The sequence below is a fragment of the Allobosea sp. P1_B10 genome, from assembly GCF_056406735.1.
Window position 1 is genome coordinate 548,598 of record NZ_JBFTZP010000001.1, and the last position, 19,246, is coordinate 567,843.

Sequence of the window (19,246 nt, forward strand, 5' to 3'; positions counted from 1 at the left end):
GCTGTCAAGCACCGAAGCGCCGGAAACCCGGCCGCCCACAAGATCACGCAGCGTCAGCCGCGAAGTCCTTGAAATTCAGCGCATAACCGGGAGTGCGGGAGGGCTCGCCGAGGCTCCAGCAGCGGGTTCGGCGGGTAGATCGGGAGGAGCAGTACTCACAGGGCCAAAACGCAAAAAGCCCCGGGTTTCCCCGGGGCTTTCAGACTTAGATCGGAAACCGATCAGAAGTCGCGCTGGATGCGCAGACGGCCCTGGAAGGCATCGTCCGACTTGATCAGGAAGCCAAGCGGCTTGCCAGCGGCCTGCACCGGGCTCTTGACCTCGACGCGAGCGTAGAGGACTTCCACGCCGATATCGAGACCAGCAACCGGCGACCAGATCAGGTTCGAACCGACGCGGTATTCAGCGGGGTCGAGGCCGACGTTGCCGAGAGCGCCGATGTTGTTGGCGTACTCAAGCTTGGAGTACGAACCATACACGGCCTGACGGATCGTGGGGGTCCAGTAGTGGAGCAGCGAAGCGGTGAAGGCATAGCCCTTCGTCAGCTTAACGCTGCCGAACACGTCGACGTTGGCATCCGAGTTGGTGACCAGAAGACGACCGACGCTGCTGTTGGCGCCCCAGGTCGACTGCGGGCTGTTGCCGCCGTAGCCGAGATAGGAGATGCCGCCTTCAGCGTAAGCAGCCTGCAGATAGAGCTCGTCGCCAGCGGCGAGCATCGGCAGGTTGATCTTCACGCCAGCCTGAAGGGCGAAGCCGGTCTTGCTGGAGCCGCTGCCAATGCCGCCGAGCAGCAGGTTGGTCTGCGAGTTACGCTCGAACACGGCGCCCGACAGCTGAGCCGAACCCCAGCCCTGCGTGATGTTCAGCGAGCCAACGAGGTCAGGGTAGGTCTGGCCACCAGCAACGAAGTTGCCAGCACCGGCGCCGATTTCGCGCTCTGCACGATCTTCGAGCGAGATCGTGGCCGAGAAGCCCGAACCGAAGGTGGCGGTGTAAGCCAACAGGTTAGCCGAGAGGTCCGAACCACGGATCGGGCCGTAGTTGTGGGCGTCGGCGTAGAAGTCGAAGAACGACTGAGCGCGACCGGCGGTGACCGGACCGAACTGGATGAAGGCCTTGTCGAGAGCCGAGCTGGTAGCACCCGAAGCGCCACGAGCGCCCGGAGCGACGAACTGCGGGCCAGTCGAGTTGACGCCCTGGTTGTACGAACCGTTCGAGACAGTCATCTCATAACGGATGAAGGTGCGGAGCGTGCCGTAAGCGGTGGCGGTGCGGGCGTCGACGTTCAGACGGCCACGAGCGCGGAAGCCGTAGTCAGCCGAGGTGTCGAAGCCGGGAGCGTTGAAGGTCTCCTGAACCAGGTACTCAGCGCGAACGCGGCCGCCGACGCGGAGGCAGGTCTCGGTGCCGGGCAGGTAGAAGAAGCCAGCGCCGTAAGCGGAGCAGACGCGAACGTATTCAACGGGAGCAGCCTTCCGCGAGGGAAGATCGGCTGCATGAGCCCCGGCGACCGCGGCGATGCCGGCGGCGGAACCGAGGAGGAGGCTCTTAACGAGCTTCATTGGTAACCTCCAAAATGAGTTTCGAGACCCTCGGGCTTTGGTTCGTATCCGGCGACCGGTCCCAGGAGACCAACCGCCATACTTGCCTCTTCCCGGCCTTTCGCCCGCGCCCCTGACCATTCAGAGGCGAAGACGAAAAACAGCGACCGGGAATGTCCCGACGCAGGATCACCATACGAATGCCGGGTTGCCGATCAACCTAGATCACGCTGCCGAGAGCCCCGAGGGGGTGCTTTGGATACCGGTGTTGCAGGCGCGCCACGCTTTGAGCCCTGAAATTTACCAGCGCTTTACCAAGATGGCGGGATTGCGGACCGATCCTGCGAAAATCAGCGGGAATCGCGGGCGACTGCGAGGTTCCTGCGGATCCCGCGGTGATTCCCGATTCTCAGGGCTCTTGGCTTAGTATTCCCACTCGGCTCCGACGCCGACCGAAGCGCTGCCATCGGCCCCCGTTTCGGCCTGGACCTTCAGGCGCCGCGTCACGTCGATGCCGATCGAGACGCCGCTATCCTCGGGCTTGGTGCCGGCCTTCACGCCTATCGAGACGTTGTCTCCGATGTAGCGCGAGGCTCCGATGGTGGGGCCGCCCTGCCCCATCTGGATGTCGAGGTTGTCGACGCCGAGCGACTTGCGCAGGCGCTCGAAGGAGTCGTCGCCGCCGCCGCCGGCAAATTGCGCGGCGGTCTGCGCGAGTTGCAGCGCCTGGAACGGCGAGAGCGAACCGGAAGCGCGGGCAAACAGGATACGCGAGAGCACCTCGTCCTGCGGCAGATCCGGCTGCGAGGTAAAGGCGAAGGCCGGCTGGTTGGCGGGTCCCGTGATCAGGATCTTCGCTGTGACGTCGGATGCGCGCGTCTCGGCCACGAAATCCAGCTCGGGCATGGTCCCGCCGGCAAAGGTGAGGCGGCCACGGCTGAAGTCGAGGCGCTGGCTCAGTACGCTGAGGCGACCGCGACGTAGTTCGAAGCCGCCGTCGAGCGCGGGCGCCGCAAGGGTGCCGCCGACGCGAATCTCGCCGCCGAGTTCGGCATCGATGCCGCGTCCGCGGATGAAGACGCGGTTCGGTGCCGAGACGACGAGCGCCAGCGCAGCATCGAAAGCGGGAGCCGGCCGCCCTCCGCCCTTGCGTGCGGGCTGCGCTTTCCGGGCGGCAGCGAGACGGGCCGCTGCCGTGCCCTTCGCCTTGATGTGCTTGATACCGTCGACAGGGCGCAGGGACGCCGGCAGGCGATCGGGCACTGCGACGTCGAGCGAGACGACGTCGACGCGACCGCCGATGCGGGGACGCTGCGCGAGCGGCCCGGCGATATCGATGCCGAGATTGGCAACGGCAGTGACGATGCCGTTGGAGACGAGCTGGGCGCGATTGCCCTGGATCCGCACCGAACCGGGGAAGCCGGCCGCGGGGTCGAGCTTGACCTGTCCGCTGGCAGAAAGCGTGCCGCCATTGGCCGAGCGGGCCGAGGCGCTCTGGATGGCGAGGTTGTCTCCGTTGGCCGAAATTCGCGCGGCGATGTCGGTCAGGCGTACGCCCTGAAGCGCATCGGTGAAACTGCCGTTTGAGAAGGTCGCATTGCCGCTGAGTCGCGGCTCGCTGGCATTGCCGGTGGCTCGCAGATCGAGCGCCAGCGCGCCGGTGAGCCGCTGGCCCTGGGCCGCAATCAACGGATTGGCGATGGCCGCATCGACGCGGCCCTGGGCGGAGAGATCGAGCGCGCCGGTCGCATTCAAGGGCGCTGTGCCACGGATCGTGAGGTTGGCGTTCCGGCCGGCGTTCAACGTCGCCTCGACGCTCGTGCGATCGCCATTGAGGCGTCCGCTGCCGTCGATCGAGATGGGCGGCAGCGCGGCCTGCCGGGTCTCCGGCGTAGCAAGACCGGCAATCTGCAGCTTCCACGGACCCGACAGCGCGTCCGGCTTGCCGGTCACCTGCGCCTCGGCATTCAGCGTGCCCGCGAGATCGAGCTTCGGCGCAGCAATACGGGCAGCCGAGAGCGGCACGTTGCGCGCGGTCAGCCGCAGATCGAGCGTCTCGCCGGCACTGCCATCCAGGGTGAGGCGGCCGGCATCGATGGCGAGCGCGAGCCCCGCGATCTCGACCCCGCCGGTCGGGAAGCTCAGCGTCACAGGCTGGCTCAGCGCAATCCGCCGGCCGTCACGACGCGCCTCGAAGGACGCAAGCTCGAGCCGGACCGGTTCGGCGGGTACCAGACGCCCTGCCCCGTTCAGGGCAAAGCCGCGCGCGGCGGCGCTGAGGGTGAAGGCGCTTGCCTCGGCTGCCCCCTTCGAATCGAAGCGGATCGCGCTGATCGCCTCGCCGGAAACGACCGCGCGGTCGATCGCCACTGCAGCATCGAGCGCCGGCCGACCATAGACGTCACGGGCTGCGATCGTCGCATCGAGCCGGTCGATTGTTATCGAAGGCGCAGCAAGGCGTTGGCCACGTGCGCTCAAGTCGAGGTTCTGGCGCCCGTCCGTGACAGCGAGAGCGATGTCGGCATTGAGCTGGCCGCCGAGCTTGGTCAGCGCGAGCGGCGAGAGATCGTCGAGATTGCGCGCCGCAAGCGTCAGGCGCCCGGCCGCGCGGCTGGCCCGATCGAGGGTCAAGGCGCCGTTCAGCCTGACCGAACCGATCGCCAGATCGAGAGCCGAGAGGTTCCAGCCGTCGTCGGCTGCCCGCGCCAGCTTCACCGTACCATTGGCCGGCTTGGCGTCGATTTCGCCGGCCAGCGTTGCCTGCGTATCGAGCGCGCCCTGCAGGTCGCGGATGACGGCGTCTATCGTCAGGCGCGGCACGGGCCGGCCGAGCGCGGTGGCATTGGCGACTGCGATTTTGGCCGTTGCGTCAAGTCGATCCTGAGGGCCCGTGACCTCGAGCGTAATGTCGCCGCGCCCCGACAGACGCGGGTCGGCGCGCTTCAGATCCGGAAGCGCGAGCGCGGCCCGCAGGTCCGAGCGCTCGCGATTGATCGAGCCATCGGCCGTGATCGTGGCGTGCCGGCCAGCTACCCGCAGGTTGGTGACAGTCGTGGCGCCGGCGACCGATCCCACCTGCCCTGCCAGGGTCAGGTTGCCAGCGAGCAGGCGATCCAGCACCGCCTCTCCGGTCGAGAGGTCGTCGACACGCCCGTCCAGCACCGCGCCATAGGCTTGTGTTTTCGGGGTGGCGTCGACGTCGGCCTTCAGCTCGGCGCGGCCAGCGAGCTTTCGCTCCGCCAATGCGCTGAGGCGGGAGAGATCGGGCAGGACCGCCTTGGCCTGGCCGAGAACGCGGGCTTGTCCGAGCTTGCCCTTGTAATCGATCTCGACGCCCGACATTGCCAGACGCAGCGTCTCGAAATCCGCGGTCGAATCGTTGTTCCCCGTGCCGCGCAGGGTGAAGACCACGCGGTCCCCGACGATGCGGGCGATCTTGGCATCCTTGAGCTCAACGCCGCTGGCCTCGCCGTCGGACACCAGCGCGATCTGCGTCCCGGGCTCGCCGATGATACCGCTCGGCGTCGCGGTAAAGCGGGCGGTGAGCTTGCCGAGGCTCCCCTGGGGCAGGCGCGCATCGGCCGCATCCAGTGTCGCGACGACGGCCGGTCCGGCGACGGGGCCCTTCAGCGTGGCGTCGAAGGCAAGCTTGCCGATCTCGGTCTCGGCTGCGACCGTCTTGCCGTTGGCATTGGGACGCGCCGCCGCCGTGACGCGCATGTCGATCGTCTTGTCCGGATTGTAGCGGCCAAGCACGTCGAGACGGGCCAGAGCCGAGACCAGCGCGAGATTGCGGATCTCGACCCCGCCTTCGTCGCGGAAGGCAACGGCCCCGTCGAGCCGCGTCGAGCCCGCAAAGACCGGCGCGACCGGAGCCGGCATCAGGCCCTCGATACGTGCATCCAGCGCCAAAGCGAGATCGCGCCCCGTCCCGGCGCGCGTGAGATTGGCAGACCCCTGGGCGCCAATGGTCTCGCCCGCGGTGAAGGTGAGGTTCGAGCGGAACGCGTCGAGCGGACCGTCGCCATTGAGGTCGAGCTTGACCGGTGGCTCGCCAGGCAGGCCTGCGACACGTGCGATCAGGCCGCCAGCCGGTTCGTCGAACTTGGCGGTGATCTGCAGCCGCGTCGTCTCGGGCACGAAGCCGAGCCGCACTGTGAACTCACCCGGCCGGTCGAGGCGGCGTGCATCCAGCGTCAGGTTCAGGCCTTCGGCCGGCGGGCCGAGCGTCGCTGCGCCGGTGGCGCCCAGGCGGGCGGCGGTGCCCAGAAGCGGCTCCTCGAGCGAGAGTTCGCCGAGCTGGAAGGCGGTGATGATGACCTTGAGCGGGAGCTCCGGAAGGATCGGCGCATTGTCGACGGCAGCCGCGGAGGGCTGCGGCAGCGGCTTGCGCAGGATTTCGAGCTTGCCGATCTCAAGGCGGTTGACCTCGAGCCTCCGCAGCAGCAGCGCGGTCCGTGTCCAGATCAGGCGGGCGCGATCGAGCCTGAGCCAGGGTCCGTCGCGGTCCGACAGCACGATGTCGCGGATGGTCACGTCGGAGGACAGCGCGCCGTCGACTGCGCCGATCGAGACCTGGCTGGTATCTGACGACAGCGCCTTCGAAATGAGATCGGCGACGATGCCGCGATCGGTCTGCGCATTCTGCGCGAAGCCGCCGAAATGAGCCGAGGCGAGGAAGCCCGCCAGCAGGGCCAGCACCAGCAGCGCCAGGCGGGGAAAGGTGAAACGGCGCGCCATCAGAAGGCCTGCCCGATGCTGATATAGACCGCCACCGGCTTGTCGCCCTTGCGCGGGTTGAGGGGCGCCGCAACGTCGAGCCGGATCGGGCCGATCGGCGTATAATAGCGCAGGCCAAGCCCGGCTGCGTATTGCAGCTCTTCCTTGAAGTTGGGAATGCTCGACTCGAAGGCCATGCCGGCGTCGAAGAAGGGCACGATGCCGATGGTCTGGGTGATCTTGATGCGCGCCTCGACGGACGCCTCGAACAGGCTGCGGCCGCCGATCAGATTGTCGAACGGACCCAGCGGCGAGAGCGTGCGATAGGCATAGCCACGCACCGACCCACCGCCGCCGGCATAGAAGCGGCGGGAGGCGGGAATATCGGCTAGTCCCTCCCCCGCGATCGAGCCCAGGCCGACGCGTCCCGCCAGCACATAGCGCGCATCCTCGTCGAGGGCGTAATAGCCCGATAGTGCGGCCTTGGACTGCACGATATTGACCGTCGAGCCCAAGAAGCTCGGATAGGGAGTGACCGAGGCTATGGCCCGGATCCCGCGCGTGGGGTCGAGCAGGCTGTCGGTGGAGTCGTATTTAACCGAGAGCGGGACACCCACGAGCGTATAGTTGACCTGTCCCAGCACATCGCTGGTCTGGCCACGCTCGACCTCCAGACCGGCCTGGACCGAGAAGGTGTCGCTGAAGCGTCGGCGGATCGCCGTCGTCAGGTTCAGGTAGCGCGCCGTGTAGCCGCCATAGCGGTTTGTGCCGACGCGCTCGCGTGCGCCGGTGCCGTCGACGAGCCAGTCATAGCGGCTGCCGTTCAGCGCGGGCTTCATGAAGCTGAAGGAGAAGCGGCCACCTAGATCCGATTCCTGGAAGTCCCCGAACTTCTGGATCTTGGTGCCGTCGATGCGCGGGGCGAGGAACAGGTCGCCTTCCAGGCGCAGGCGCTCGGCACCGCCAAAGAGGTTGCGGTGCTCCCAATAGGTCTTGATCGCCGGGCCATCGATGGTGGAATAGCGAGCTGAAAAGCCGATCAGGCGCTTGGGCCGTTCCGTGACCTCGACGAAAAGCGGCAGGTTCCCTGCCGGGTCGAGCTTGTCGTCTTCCCGTATCCGGGCCGAGCCGATGGCCGGGATGCTGGTGATCGACTTGCGGGTGTCGGCCAGGGCCTTTGGCGAATAGGGGTCGCCCGGCTCCAGATAGATGAATGAGCGCACCACCGCGGGCGGCACGTCGACGGTTCCGCCGATGCCGATGTCGCCGAAGCCCGCGACCGGGCCGGGCTCGACGACATAGGTGACGTCCATGATCCCGGCGGCGTGGTCCACGACGGGCCGGAGTTCCACAATTTTCGCCAGCGGGCGTGACTGGTTGCGGAGATAGTCGATCAGCGACGCCTGCGCGGCGCGCAGCGAGGCCGATGTAGCGGGATCGCCGGGCTTGAGCCGGGAGATCTTTTCGGGATCGGGGATGGCGGCGCCGCTGCCCGCGCCTCGCTCCTGCACCGCGATGTTGCGCAGGCCGAAGACCGGGCCGGGCTGGACGCGAACGGAGATCGGGGCCGGCTCGCGATTGCGGTAGGCCGCCAGCGCCCGCACCAGAGAAGCGTCGGGCTCGGCGCCCGGGCGCAAGGTCGCGCCGTCCACCACGAGCACGAGCTCGGCATTGAAATAACCCTGCGACCAGAGCGCATCGACGAGCGGGTTGAGGTCGGCGGCCATGCGGCGCGCCAGCGTCTCGGCATCGGGAGGCGCATCCTGGCGCAGCCGATAAAGCAGCGAAGCGTCCTGGAGTGTCCGCGTCAGGGCCTTTGCGTCGGCTGCGTCGCCAAGGTCGAAGCTCAGCTGATAGGGCAGCGTCGTCGCACTGACCTCGGGCGGCTTCTCCTTGGAACCGAACAGGCCGAAGACGTCGAGCGAGGACAGATCGAAGGCCTGAACAGGCAATGGCAGGACGCCAAGAAACGCCGCGAAAGCGTAGCCGCCTCCGCCCGCAATCAAGCGGGACGTCCTCCTACGCAACCGCATCCATCCTCCGAAACGACGCCACCAGCACGCAACGACTAAGGCTGAACTGTGGTCTGATAATGGTAAATGCATTGTCGACGGGCTCGCGCTCATCGACAATGTCTTTTCATCAGATCTAGCGGAGCGTCAGGGATACTGTCGCTAGCGGGCTCAGCTTCGTCACGACCTCGCCCTTGCCGGGCGCGAGCACGCCGCCGCAGAGGCTGCCGGTGGTGACGACCTGTCCGGCACGCAGGCCGGTCATGACGTCCTCCTTGCGGTTCGCCCAGGCGAGGAACGGCACCATCGGATCGACGTTCCCGTGCACGGCCGGCTGATCATAGATCGTGACGCCGTTGAGCGAGATGAAGCAACCGAGGCCCGACTGATCGTCCAGCACCTTCATGTCGAGGTCGGGACCAATGAAATAGCCGCCATGTCCGAGTGCGTCGACGAGCCACAGTTCCAGCGGAACCACGCCGGCCCAATTGGCGAGGCGACTTTCGACAATCTCGATGCCGAGGAAGGCCTTGTCGCAGTAGCCGAGCAACTCGGAGCGCGTATAGGGCTGGTCGGGGCGAAACGGCACGTCGCGGGCAAGCCGCAGCCCGAGCTCGATCTCGACGCGCAGTTCGGCCCCGATGGCGCCCTCATAGATGTCGCCAGGATTGAGGAAGGGGCCGGGCATCAGGCCGGCATTGGGCGTGCCGTCGGGTGCAAGGGAGACCTTCCAACCGGCCTCTGCATGGCCGGAAAGCTTGGCGACCTCGGCCTGGAGCGCCATGCCGTCGCTGTATGACCCCGGCACCGGCAGGCTGGTCATCTCGATCAGGGTCTTGTCGCGTCGGGCGGCGACGAGCGCATCGCGAAGCGTTTCATTCGGGGTCGGCATCGTTGTTTTCCCTATCGGCGTCGTGTCGGATTGTCTGCGTCATGGTGCGCAGGCGGCCTCGGACTTGCCAAGCAGCTATATCAGCCGCGACGGCACAGGCACCCTTCGATCCGGCATGAGAGGGCAACGATCAGCGCGGCAACGCGCGACGCATTCGGGGCAGCTCAGGCGAAGCGCATGCCGGAATCAGAAACGGCCGGGCCAGCAGGCCCGACCGTGGTCAAGAGGGTGCGTGTCGCTTACTTGCCCCAGCGTAGCGCCAGCGGATCAAGTTCGCGCGCGAGTTCGATCAGACCCTCGCGGGTCTTGGGGTGCAGCGGCGTCAGCGGATGGCGCACTGCCTCGCTCTTGATCACGCCGCCTTCCTTCATCACGGCCTTGGCCGAGCGCAGGCCGCACTGGCGGTTCTCGTAGTTGATGATCGGCAGCAACTTGCCGTAGAGCGCGGCCGCAGCCTTGCGATCGCCCGAGGCATGCAGGCCCAGGATCGGCTTGATCAGATCGGGGATCATTGCCGAGGTCATGGTACCCGTCGCACCGGCATCGAGATCTGCCATGAGGGTGATCGCCTCCTCGCCATCGAAGGGACCGACGACGGCGTCGCCGCCGGCCTCGATCAAGGCGCGCAGCTTGTTGGCCGTGCCAGGGACCTCGATCTTGAAGTAGCAGACCAGCGGGACTTCCTTGGCGAGGCGCACCATGAAGGGCACGGTCATCGTCACGCCCGAGAGCGGCGCGTCCTGCAGGATGATCGGGATACCGCAGGCATCCGTCACTTCCTTGAAATGCTCGATCATGCCCTGCTCGTCGGCCTTCAGGAACGAGCCGTGATAGGGCGGCATCATCATCAGCATCTTGGCGCCGAGATCGGCGGCGGCCTTGGCGCGTTGGGCTGCGATGCGGGTCGAGAAATGCGAGGTCGTGACGATGACCGGCACGCGCCCCGCCACCTGCTCGATCGAGAGGCGCATCACCTGGTCGCGCTCCTCATCGGTCAGCAGGAACTGCTCCGAAAAGTTGGCAAGGATGCAGATCCCGTCGACGCCCTGATCGATCATCAGGTCCATCACCCGGCGGTTGCCCTCGATGTCGAGGTCACCGTTCTCGTGGAAGATGGTCGGGGCGATCGGGAAAATGCCCTTGTAGGCCGTGGTCATAAGCGTTCCTCGTTGTTCAGGCGGCGCTGGATGCGCTCTTTGCCTTGCCGAAAATTCGGCGGAAAGTCATGCCGATCACTGGCATGAGCAGCAGGGTGAAGCCAATCGCCATCAGCGTCGAGACCAGCGGGTTCGACCAGAATATCTTCAGCGAGCCCTGGCTGAAGATCATCGACTGACGGAAGGCGTCCTCGGCCTTGTCGCCGATCACCATGGCGAGCACCAGAGGGGCGATCGGATAATCGAGCTTCTTGAAGACGTATCCGACGATCCCGAAGATCAGCGCGACCCAGATGTCGAACTCCTTGCTCGCGACGGTATAGGCGCCGATGAAGCAGATCATCACGATCAGCGGCGCGACGATCGAGAACGGGATGCGCAGGATCGAGGCAAACAGCGGAACGGTGGCGAGCACCACGATGACCGCAACGACATTGCCGAGATACATCGAGGCGATCAGGCCCCAGACGAAATCCGGGCGCTCGATGAACAGCATCGGGCCGGGGTTGAGCCCCCAGATCATCAGGCCGCCCATCATCACAGCCGCCGTGGCGGAGCCGGGTATGCCCAGCGCAAGCATCGGGAGCATCGCCGCGGAGCCTGCGGCGTGGTCAGCAGCCTCGGGCGCAATCACGCCCTCGGGCTCGCCCTTGCCGAACTTCGCCGGGTTGCGCGAGGAGCGCTTGGCCATCGCGTAGCTCATGAAGGACGCTGCGGTCGGCCCGCCGGGCGTTATGCCCATCCAGATGCCGATGAGACTGGACCGCAGCAGCGCAACCCAATAGCGCGGCAGCTTGGCAGCGGTCCTGAGGACATCGGCAACCCGCACCTTGGCGGTAACCCCCTCGAAGCGCAGCCCCTCCTCGATCGTCAGCAGCAATTCGCCGATGCCGAAGAGACCGATCACGGCGATCAGGAAGCTGACGCCGGCGAGCAAGACGTCGAACTCGAAGGTCAGGCGAATATTGCCCGAAACGGAGTCCATGCCGATCGAGGCCAGTGCGAAGCCAACGCCCATCGCAACGATCGACTTGAAGGGCGAGGAGCCGCCGAGCCCGATGAAGCTGGCGAAGGTCATGAAGTAGACCGCGAAATACTCCGGCGAGGAGAAGCGCAGAGCGAAGTTCGCCACCCAGCCCGAGAGCAGCGTGATCAGGATGACGCCGGCCATGGCGCCGAACCCCGCCGAGAGGAAGGCGAAGGAGAGTGCCTCGGTCGCCCTGCCCTGCTTGGCCATCGGGTGCCCGTCGAACGTCGTCGCGACGGACGATGGCTCGCCTGGGATATTGAACAGGATCGAGGTGGTCGATCCGCCGAAAAGCGCGCCCCAATAGAGCGAGGTCAGCAGGATGATCGCCGAGACCGGGTCCATGGTGAAGGTCAGCGGCAGCATCAGCGAGACGCCGTTCGGCGCGCCAAGGCCGGGAAGGACCCCGACCAGGATGCCGAGCAGCACGCCCGCAATCATCAGCAGAATGTGGTGTGTCGTCAGCGCGACCGAGAAGCCGTGCATCAACGAGGCGACATTATCCATGAGATTGTCCCGTTCGTGGCCGGAGCTGGATCACAACCCGAGCATCTGCTCGAGCGGACCCTTCATCAGCCCGATCTGGAAGAAGCGCTCGAACACGACATAGAAGATCAGAGCCGTGGCGATGGCGGTCGCGAACGAGACGGGCCAGCGATAGCCGCCCTGGAAGTGCATGGCGTAGACGAGGTAGACGATCGTCGCGACATACATGCCCGCGAAATGGCTGATCACCACGAAGGCAACCAGTGGCAGGAAGAAGGATGCGACCCGCCCGGCCCGCTCGCGATCGAGAAACGTCTCGGTGACGATCGCGCTGCCACGCGCCCGCTGCACCAGGGTCACCACGAGTGTGCCGAGACTCGCAAGGGCCACGATGGTGCCCGTGTAGAACGGAAAGGCGCCCGGCTGCGGCCCCGATGCGTCCCAGCCAATGCCGAACTCGAGGGCCCCGTGGACGATGACCAGGCCGAATGCCAGTGTCGCCAGAGCTGTCGCAGTTTCCGCCCAGAAACGGGAGACCATGGCAGGGATGTCCTTTCCGGCAGGGTTCGGCGGCTGTTTCACAGCCGCGCCGCCATCCCGGCCCTGCGCGTCGTCGCGACTTGTCCGGGATGACGTCGAGAGCGGGGCGCCTTACTTAGCGACCCAGCCTTCGGCCTCGAAGACCTTCTTGTTGGCGGCCTCGTCGTTGGCGACGAAGTCCGTCATCTCCTTGCCCTTCATGAAGCGGCCGGTCTGCGCCGTGCGGGCGACGAATTCCTGCCATTCCGGGGTCTTGCTGACCTTCTCCAGCACGTCCGCGTAGTAGGCGACGGCGTCGGCGGGAACTTCAGCCGGGAGCCAGACGGTGCGCGGCATCTGGAAGGTCTCCAGCGGCAGCCCGGCTTCCTTGCAGGTCGGGACATCGCCCCAGCCCTTGCCCTCGAACACGGCTTCGCCCTTGGCCAGGCGCACCGGCGAGAACACGCAGAGCGGCTTCACCTGGCCGGCCTTCCACTGGCCGATGTTCTCGTTGGGGTTGTTGACGTTGGAGTCGATGTGGCCGCCAGCAAGCTGCACCGCGGCGGCGCTGCCGCCCTGGAAGGGCACGTAGATCCACTTGGCGCCGGTGGCGGTCTGGATCATGGAGGTCAGGGTCTGGTCGGTGTCCTTGGACTGGCTGCCGCCCATCTTGAAGCCCATGGGCTTGGCCTTCACCGCCTCGATATAGGACTTGGCGTCGGCGTAGGGGGCATCGCCCTTGACCCAGAGCAGGAACTCGTCGAGCGCCAGCGCCGAGACCGGAGTCAGGTCGGAGAGCTTGTAGCCGAGCTTGGCGACGTAAGGCAGCAGATAGGCGTTGTTGGTGCCGAAGATGACGCGGTTGGGATCACCCTTGGCACCCTTGCCGTAGACATAGCCTTCAGCGCCGGAGCCGCCGCCCTTGTTCACGACGACGATGGGCTGGTCCATCAGCTTGTGCTTGGTGATGATCGACTGGACGATGCGGGCAAAATTATCCGTGCCGCCGCCGGCGCCCGAGGTCACGACGAACTCGACCGGCTTGGTCGGCTGCCAGGCCTGCGCAGCGCTCAGGCCGCCGATCGTGAAAGCGGTGGCGAGCGCCACGGACATGCTGAGTGATTTCATGCGTTTGTCTCCCTGATGGTTTTGATGGCTGCTCTTGCGGCAGCTTGAATGAAGCTATTCGGGTCAGGCGGCGGCGCGGTTCCTCGCCTTGCCGTCCTGAGCCATCTTGATTGCCAGTTGCAGCGCGGCGCGGGTCGCTCCGAGATTGGCGATGCCCTTGCCTGCGATCTCATAGGCAGTGCCATGAGCTGGCGTGCAGATAGGGAACGGGAAGCCGCCGATCAGGGTGACGCCACGGTCGAAGCCGATCAGCTTCATCGCGATCTGGCCCTGGTCATGGTACATTGTCAGAACCGCGTCGAAATTGCCGTTCTTGGCACGCAGGAACACGGTATCGGACGGGAACGGCCCCTCGACCGTGAAGCCCTTGGCCTTGGCGGCCTGCACCGCGGGCTCGATCGTATCGATCTCGTCGCGGCCGAAATTGCCACCGTCGCCAGCATGGGGGTTGATCCCCGCCACGGCAATCCGGGGCGGCTCGAAGCCGGCCGCACGGAGATTGGCATCCGCCAGGGTCAGCGCCCGCAGGATACGCTCCTGCGTGATGTTCTGCGCGACCTCCGACAGCGGAATGTGGGAGGTGACGCGGCAGTTCCAGAGCTTCTCGAGCACGTTGAACTCGCTGGCCGGCCCCTCGAAGCCGATCGCATCGCGCACGAAGCGGATCTCGTCGTCATAGCCGGCATAGGCGAAGCGCATCGCCGCCTTGTTGAACGGCGTGAAGAACACCGCATCGGCCTTGCCGGATGCCGCGAACTTCAGCGCGCGGCGGAAATTGTCGGTCGCGGCCTTGCCACCTGCGAGCGTCGCCTTGCCGCGCTGGAAATCGGCGGGATCATGATTGGCGAGGTCGATGAAGACGGGCTTGCCCGCGTCAGCGGGGATCGCGTCGCCGTCGCGGATGACATGGACATCGGGATCGACCCCGGCATCGCTCGCACCGAGGTCGAGCAGGCGCTTGTCGCCGAAGACGACATAGCGTGCCGCATGGCGCAGATCTGGCTCGACGAGAATGCGAGCCGCGAGTTCGGGGCTGATGCCCGAGGGATCGCCTATCGCAACCGCGATCACGGGCAACGGGCCGTTGGCCTGGGTTTCCATCAGGGCGCTCTCCAGCCTCTTTCGATGTCGCAATGGCTAGCATGCCCATCCCGCAGCGACAAGTATGCTGTATGCAGCATAATTCTAATGTTGTACTGGAGGGTCAACAGCGGCTGTCCGGTGCGTCGGATCAAGGCCGTGCCCAGGGAGGATGTCTGCATGAATTTCCACGCGCATTACGCCGGTATCACCAAGCCGATCGAAACCTGTCTGGTCGGCAGCGGCGGTTTCGGGCGCAGCTTCCTGACGCAGTCGCGGCGCATGAAGCTGGTCAATGCGCGCATTGCCGTCGACATCTCGGCCGAGGCGGCGGCCGGCGCCTTTGCGGCAGCTGGCATCGCCGCTGATGAGATCGCAGCTTGCGAGACTCCCGCCCAGGCGCAAGCTGCCTGGGCTGCCGGCAAATACGTCGCGGCAGGTTCGCTGGAGACGGTGATCGACCTGCCCTTCACCCTGCTCGTCGAGGCGACAGGCGGGCCGGAAGCCGCAACCCGCCACAGCCTGATGGCGATCGACGCCGGGCGCCATGTCGCCCTGGTCTCCAAGGAAGCCGACAGCGTCGTCGGCCCCGGGCTGGCGCGTCTTGCCCAGAAGAAGGGCGTCGTGGTCACGCCGGTCGATGGTGACCAGCCGAGCCTGCTGATCGCGCTCGTGACCTGGGCCGAAGTTCTGGGGCTCGAGATCATCGCGGCTGGCAAGTCGAGCGAATACGACTTCGTGCTCGATGCCGCGGCGGGCTCCGTGACCTGCAATGGCGTGACATGCGCCCTTCCGGAGCTGCGCGACCACTGGCTGCCGGCCGGCCGGGCAGTCACCGCGGTGGCGGCAGAGCGCGGGCGCATCCTGGGACAGGCCTTCCCGCTGCGGGCGGTACCGGATCTCTGCGAGATGACCCTCGTCGCGAACGCGACAGATCTGTTCGCGGATACGCCGGGCTTCCACGCGCCCGTGGCGCGCATCCCCGAGATCGCCGCGCTGTTCGCCGAGACGGCGCAAGGCGGGCTGCTCTCCGGCACGCGGCGGATCGATGTCTTTCACCATCTGCGGCTGGCCGAGGAGGCGAGCTTCGCTGGCGGCGTGTTCATCGTGGTGCGTTGCGAGAACGACGAAACCTGGCAGATGCTGGCTGGCAAGGGCCATGTCGTGAGCCTCGGCACCGGCACGGCGATGCTCTACCTGCCTCGCCATCTCCTCGGCGTCGAAGCCGCGACAAGCGTGCTCGACGCAGCCGGCCTCGGGCGCTCCGGCTATGGCGAAGATTACCTGCCGCGGCAGGATCTCGTCGCGGTCGCCCAGCGCGATTTCCCGGCCGGGACGGTGCTCTCGATGGGCGGCCATCATCACAACATCGACGGCGTCGCCGCCGAGGTGCGTCCGGCGGCACCGCTGGCCGAGGACCGCCCTGCCCCCTTCTACCTGGTCGCGGACCGCAAGCTGGTCAGGACGGTCAAGGCCGGCGACGCCATTCGCCTCGGCGATGTCGAGATCGACCCGGCGTCGGGGCTGCTCGCGATGCGCCGACGCCAGGATGCGCTGTTCGGAGGCCCCAAAACGGCCGCGAATTGACAGCCTTCAGGCGCCATGCCGTAAACGGCTGAACGACAGGAGCGACAGCGATACGATGAGCGATGCGGCAGAGTATCCCCGGATCACACGCCGCACCTTGCATGAGGAGGTGCTGGAGCGCCTGCGCGACATGATCATCGAGGGCCGGCTCGAACCCGGCCAGCGGATCAACGAGGGGCAGGTCGGGGCGCAGCTCGGCGTCTCCCGCACGCCGCTCCGCGAGGCGATCAAGACCCTCGTCAGCGAGGGTCTCGTCGAGATCCAGCCCGCCAAGGGCGCGATCGTGCGGAAGTTCACTGCCAAGGACCTGTACCAGGTCCTTGAGGTGCTGAAATCGCTGGAGCAACTCGGCGGCCGCATGGCCTGCGAACAGGCCAGCGACGCCACGATCGAGGCGATCCACGCCCTGCATAAGCGCATGCTCGTGCTCTACGAAACACGTGAGCGGCTCGAGTATTTCAAGCTCAACCAGGCGATCCACAGCGCCATCGTCGCCGCCTCCGAGAACGCCGTGCTGATGGAGATGCACGAGACGCTGCAGGCCAGGATCAAACGGCTGCGGTTCATCGGCAATGAGGGGCCGGTCAAGTGGGCAGGCGCTGTCGCCGAGCACGAGGAGATGATGGCCGCGTTGCTGAAACGGGACGCTGCCTCCCTGTCCGAAGTGATCGGGCGCCATATGGACGCGACGCTGCTGCGGGTGCGCGAGGTCTTGTGACGGGCGCCCTGTCCCCGCCATCCTGTGAAAGCCAATCCCTCTGCCAGCCGAGGCCTGCCTTATGACCGCTCACCTCAAGATCGCCCTTGTCGGCGCCGGCCTGATCGGGCGGGCACATCTGGAACGCCTGGACGCCTCGACTGAGTGTGATTGCGCCGCGGTCTGCGACCCGACCGATGCTGCAAAAGCGCTCGCCGCCGAGCGAGGCCTGCCCTGGTTCCCGTCGCAGCGCGAGATGCTGGCGCAACTGAAGCCCGACGGCGCAATCATCGCCACGCCCAACGCGCTGCATGTGCCGGGGGCCATCGACTGCCTCGAAGCCGGTGTCGCGGTCATGGTGGAAAAGCCATTGGCCGAAAGCGTCGAGGCGGCGCAACGCTTGGTCGCGGCGCAGGCGCGCACGGGCGTGCCGGTTCTCGCCGGGCATCACCGGCGCCACAACCCGATCGTCAAGGCGGCGCGCAGGATCGTGCAGGAGGGCGCGATCGGTCGGCTCGTCGCCGTGAACTCGCTCTTCCTGATCCGCAAGCCCGACGACTATTTCGAGGTCGCCTGGCGGCGCGAGGTCGGCGGCGGGCCGGTGCTGATCAACCTCATCCACGACATCGACAATCTCCGCTTCATCTGCGGCGAGATCGACACCGTGCAGGCGATGACGTCCAATGCGACTCGCGGCTTCGCGGTCGAGGATACCGCCGCCCTGACCTTCCGCTTCGCCAGTGGCGCGCTGGGGACCGCGACGGTGTCGGACGTGACACCGACGCCGTGGAGCTGGGAGCTGAGCTCGGGCGAGAACAAGGCCTATCCGCAGCGCGACGGCCATTGCTATCTCATCGCCGGCGACAAGGGCTCGCTGGCGATGCCCAAGATGGATTTCTGGCACTATGAGGGCCGCCAGGGCTGGTGGGAGCCTCTGCTGCACGAGAGCCGCACGGTCGAGCCCGTGGAGCCGCTTGCCGAGCAGATCCGCCATTTCTGCGCGGTAATCCGCGGTACCGAGCAGCCGATCACCACCGCCGCCGACGCCGCCCGCACGCTGGCCGTGGTCGAGGCCGTCGGCCGCGCCGCCCGCGAAGGTGGGATGGTGAGCGTGGCGAACTGACGATCAGACTGTCACCATGGGCGAGCGAAGCGCAGACCCCGAATCCATTCCGAAACCGTTGCGGAATGAATCCCGGGTCGCCCTGCGGGCGCCCGGGATGACCGTGCAGTGACTCGTATTATGAAAACTCAGGCCTTGAGCGCCTCCAGGCCCTTCCAATCGAAGCTGATGCCGTGGCCCGGGCGGCTGGGCGCGATCGCAAACCCTTCCTCGATACGCAGCGGCTCGGCGATGTAGCGGTCGAGCCCGAAGCCGTGAGCTTCCAGGAAGGAGCCGTTGGGCGCCGCCGCCAGCAGATGCACCGTGACATCATGCGCACCATGAGAGGTCACCGGCAGGTTGAACGCCTCGGCAAGGTGGGCGATCTTCATGAAGGCGGTGATGCCGCCGCAATTGGTTACGTCCGGCTCGGGGAAGGTCACGCCGCCCTCCGCGATCAACTGCTTGAATTCCCAGAGCGTTCGCAGGTTTTCGCCCGCCGCCACCGGCACGCCACCCTCACGCACCAACCGGACATAGCCCGCGACGTCGTCGGGGATGATCGGCTCCTCCAGCCAGGTCAGTTCGAAGGGCTGGAAGGCGCGCGCAGCACGGATCGCCTCGTCGGCGCTCCACTTCATGTTGGCGTCGACCATCAACGGAAAACCGTCGCCGAGATGCCCACGCATCGCCGCGACGCGCTCGACGTCCTCCGCGAGGCGCTTGCGCCCCACCTTCATCTTGATGGCACGGAACCCCTTGGCGAGGTTCCGGTCGGTCTGGGCCAACAGGTCGTCGAGGGTGAAGTCGAGGTCGACGCCTCCGGCATAGCAGGTGACGCGGTCGCTGTTGCCGCCGAGCAGCGACCAGAGGGGCACGCCGAGCTTCACGCCCTTGAGGTCCCACAGCGCGATGTCGACGGCCGAAAGCGCGAGCACCGTCGGGCCGCCGCGCCCGCCGTAATGCTGCGCCCACCAGACCTTGTTCCAGAGATGCTCGATGCGGTCGGCATCCTCGCCGATCAGCAAACTCGGTAGATCGCGCTGGAGAAGCGCGTCGATCGCGGCGCCGTTGCGGCCGCAGGTATAGGTGTAGCCCATGCCGACCGCGCCATCGGCATCGGTGATGCGCACGGTGTTCAGCTCGAAGGCGGTCATCTCGCCATGCATGCTGTCGCTGAGCGCGACCTCCAGCGGAATTCTATAGAAACCCGACGTAACCGATTGAATTCTGGCCATAGTGCCCTCCCCGAGCCAAGCTGGCGTTCTCGCCCGAGGCCGCCGCCGATTTGTGGCG

13 protein-coding genes are annotated in these 19,246 nt (G+C 66.3%); 3 read left to right on the forward strand and 10 right to left on the reverse strand.

What is annotated here, in order from left to right; translation table 11 throughout:
* Positions 1 to 221 precede the first annotated feature (221 nt).
* The 9 genes from AC1D2L_RS02810 to AC1D2L_RS02850 form a co-directional block, all read right to left on the reverse strand.
* Entirely contained in the window at positions 222 to 1,565 is a 1,344-nt protein-coding gene (locus tag AC1D2L_RS02810) for a porin (protein WP_476844285.1), read from the reverse strand.
* 402 nt (positions 1,566 to 1,967) lie between these two features.
* Positions 1,968 to 6,284, reverse strand: coding sequence for a translocation/assembly module TamB domain-containing protein (locus AC1D2L_RS02815; RefSeq protein WP_476844286.1), 4,317 nt, complete (start codon positions 6,282 to 6,284; stop codon positions 1,968 to 1,970).
* Positions 6,284 to 8,269, reverse strand: coding sequence for an autotransporter assembly complex protein TamA (locus AC1D2L_RS02820; protein ID WP_476844287.1), 1,986 nt, complete (start codon positions 8,267 to 8,269; stop codon positions 6,284 to 6,286). Before AC1D2L_RS02820 ends, AC1D2L_RS02815 begins: the two co-directional genes overlap by 1 nt.
* A gap of 142 nt (positions 8,270 to 8,411) precedes the next feature.
* Positions 8,412 to 9,167, reverse strand: a complete 756-nt coding sequence (locus AC1D2L_RS02825) for a hypothetical protein (protein WP_476844288.1) — start codon at positions 9,165 to 9,167, stop codon at positions 8,412 to 8,414.
* A 239-nt stretch (positions 9,168 to 9,406) separates the two neighbouring features.
* On the reverse strand, positions 9,407 to 10,324 hold the full coding sequence (locus AC1D2L_RS02830) for a dihydrodipicolinate synthase family protein (RefSeq protein ID WP_476844289.1): 918 nt from the start codon (positions 10,322 to 10,324) through the stop codon (positions 9,407 to 9,409).
* A 16-nt stretch (positions 10,325 to 10,340) separates the two neighbouring features.
* Entirely contained in the window at positions 10,341 to 11,858 is a 1,518-nt protein-coding gene (locus AC1D2L_RS02835) for a tripartite tricarboxylate transporter permease (RefSeq protein ID WP_476844290.1), read from the reverse strand.
* Between the two features lie 30 nt (positions 11,859 to 11,888).
* Positions 11,889 to 12,377, reverse strand: a complete 489-nt coding sequence (locus AC1D2L_RS02840) for a tripartite tricarboxylate transporter TctB family protein (RefSeq protein ID WP_476844291.1) — start codon at positions 12,375 to 12,377, stop codon at positions 11,889 to 11,891.
* Between the two features lie 111 nt (positions 12,378 to 12,488).
* Entirely contained in the window at positions 12,489 to 13,484 is a 996-nt protein-coding gene (locus AC1D2L_RS02845) for a Bug family tripartite tricarboxylate transporter substrate binding protein (RefSeq protein WP_476844292.1), read from the reverse strand.
* A gap of 63 nt (positions 13,485 to 13,547) precedes the next feature.
* The gene (locus tag AC1D2L_RS02850) at positions 13,548 to 14,585 is read right to left on the reverse strand and encodes a 4-hydroxythreonine-4-phosphate dehydrogenase PdxA (RefSeq protein ID WP_476844293.1); all 1,038 of its coding nucleotides are present in this window, start codon (positions 14,583 to 14,585) and stop codon (positions 13,548 to 13,550) included.
* A gap of 159 nt (positions 14,586 to 14,744) precedes the next feature.
* Here AC1D2L_RS02850 and AC1D2L_RS02855 point away from each other — a divergent pair, with 159 nt between their 5' ends.
* From AC1D2L_RS02855 to AC1D2L_RS02865, 3 genes are all read left to right on the forward strand, one after another.
* The gene (locus tag AC1D2L_RS02855; RefSeq protein ID WP_476844294.1) at positions 14,745 to 16,151 is read left to right on the forward strand and encodes a flagellar biosynthesis protein FlgA; all 1,407 of its coding nucleotides are present in this window, start codon (positions 14,745 to 14,747) and stop codon (positions 16,149 to 16,151) included.
* A gap of 55 nt (positions 16,152 to 16,206) precedes the next feature.
* Positions 16,207 to 16,869 (forward strand): GntR family transcriptional regulator, encoded by a 663-nt coding sequence (locus AC1D2L_RS02860; protein WP_476844295.1) that lies wholly within the window; start codon positions 16,207 to 16,209, stop codon positions 16,867 to 16,869.
* 61 nt (positions 16,870 to 16,930) lie between these two features.
* The gene (locus AC1D2L_RS02865; protein ID WP_476844296.1) at positions 16,931 to 17,971 is read left to right on the forward strand and encodes a Gfo/Idh/MocA family protein; all 1,041 of its coding nucleotides are present in this window, start codon (positions 16,931 to 16,933) and stop codon (positions 17,969 to 17,971) included.
* 128 nt (positions 17,972 to 18,099) lie between these two features.
* Here the strand turns inward: AC1D2L_RS02865 and AC1D2L_RS02870 are convergent, their stop codons facing one another.
* Positions 18,100 to 19,188: a mandelate racemase/muconate lactonizing enzyme family protein gene (locus AC1D2L_RS02870; RefSeq protein WP_476844297.1), complete on the reverse strand. Its 1,089-nt coding sequence runs from the start codon at positions 19,186 to 19,188 to the stop codon at positions 18,100 to 18,102.
* Between the last annotated feature and the right edge of the window lie 58 nt (positions 19,189 to 19,246).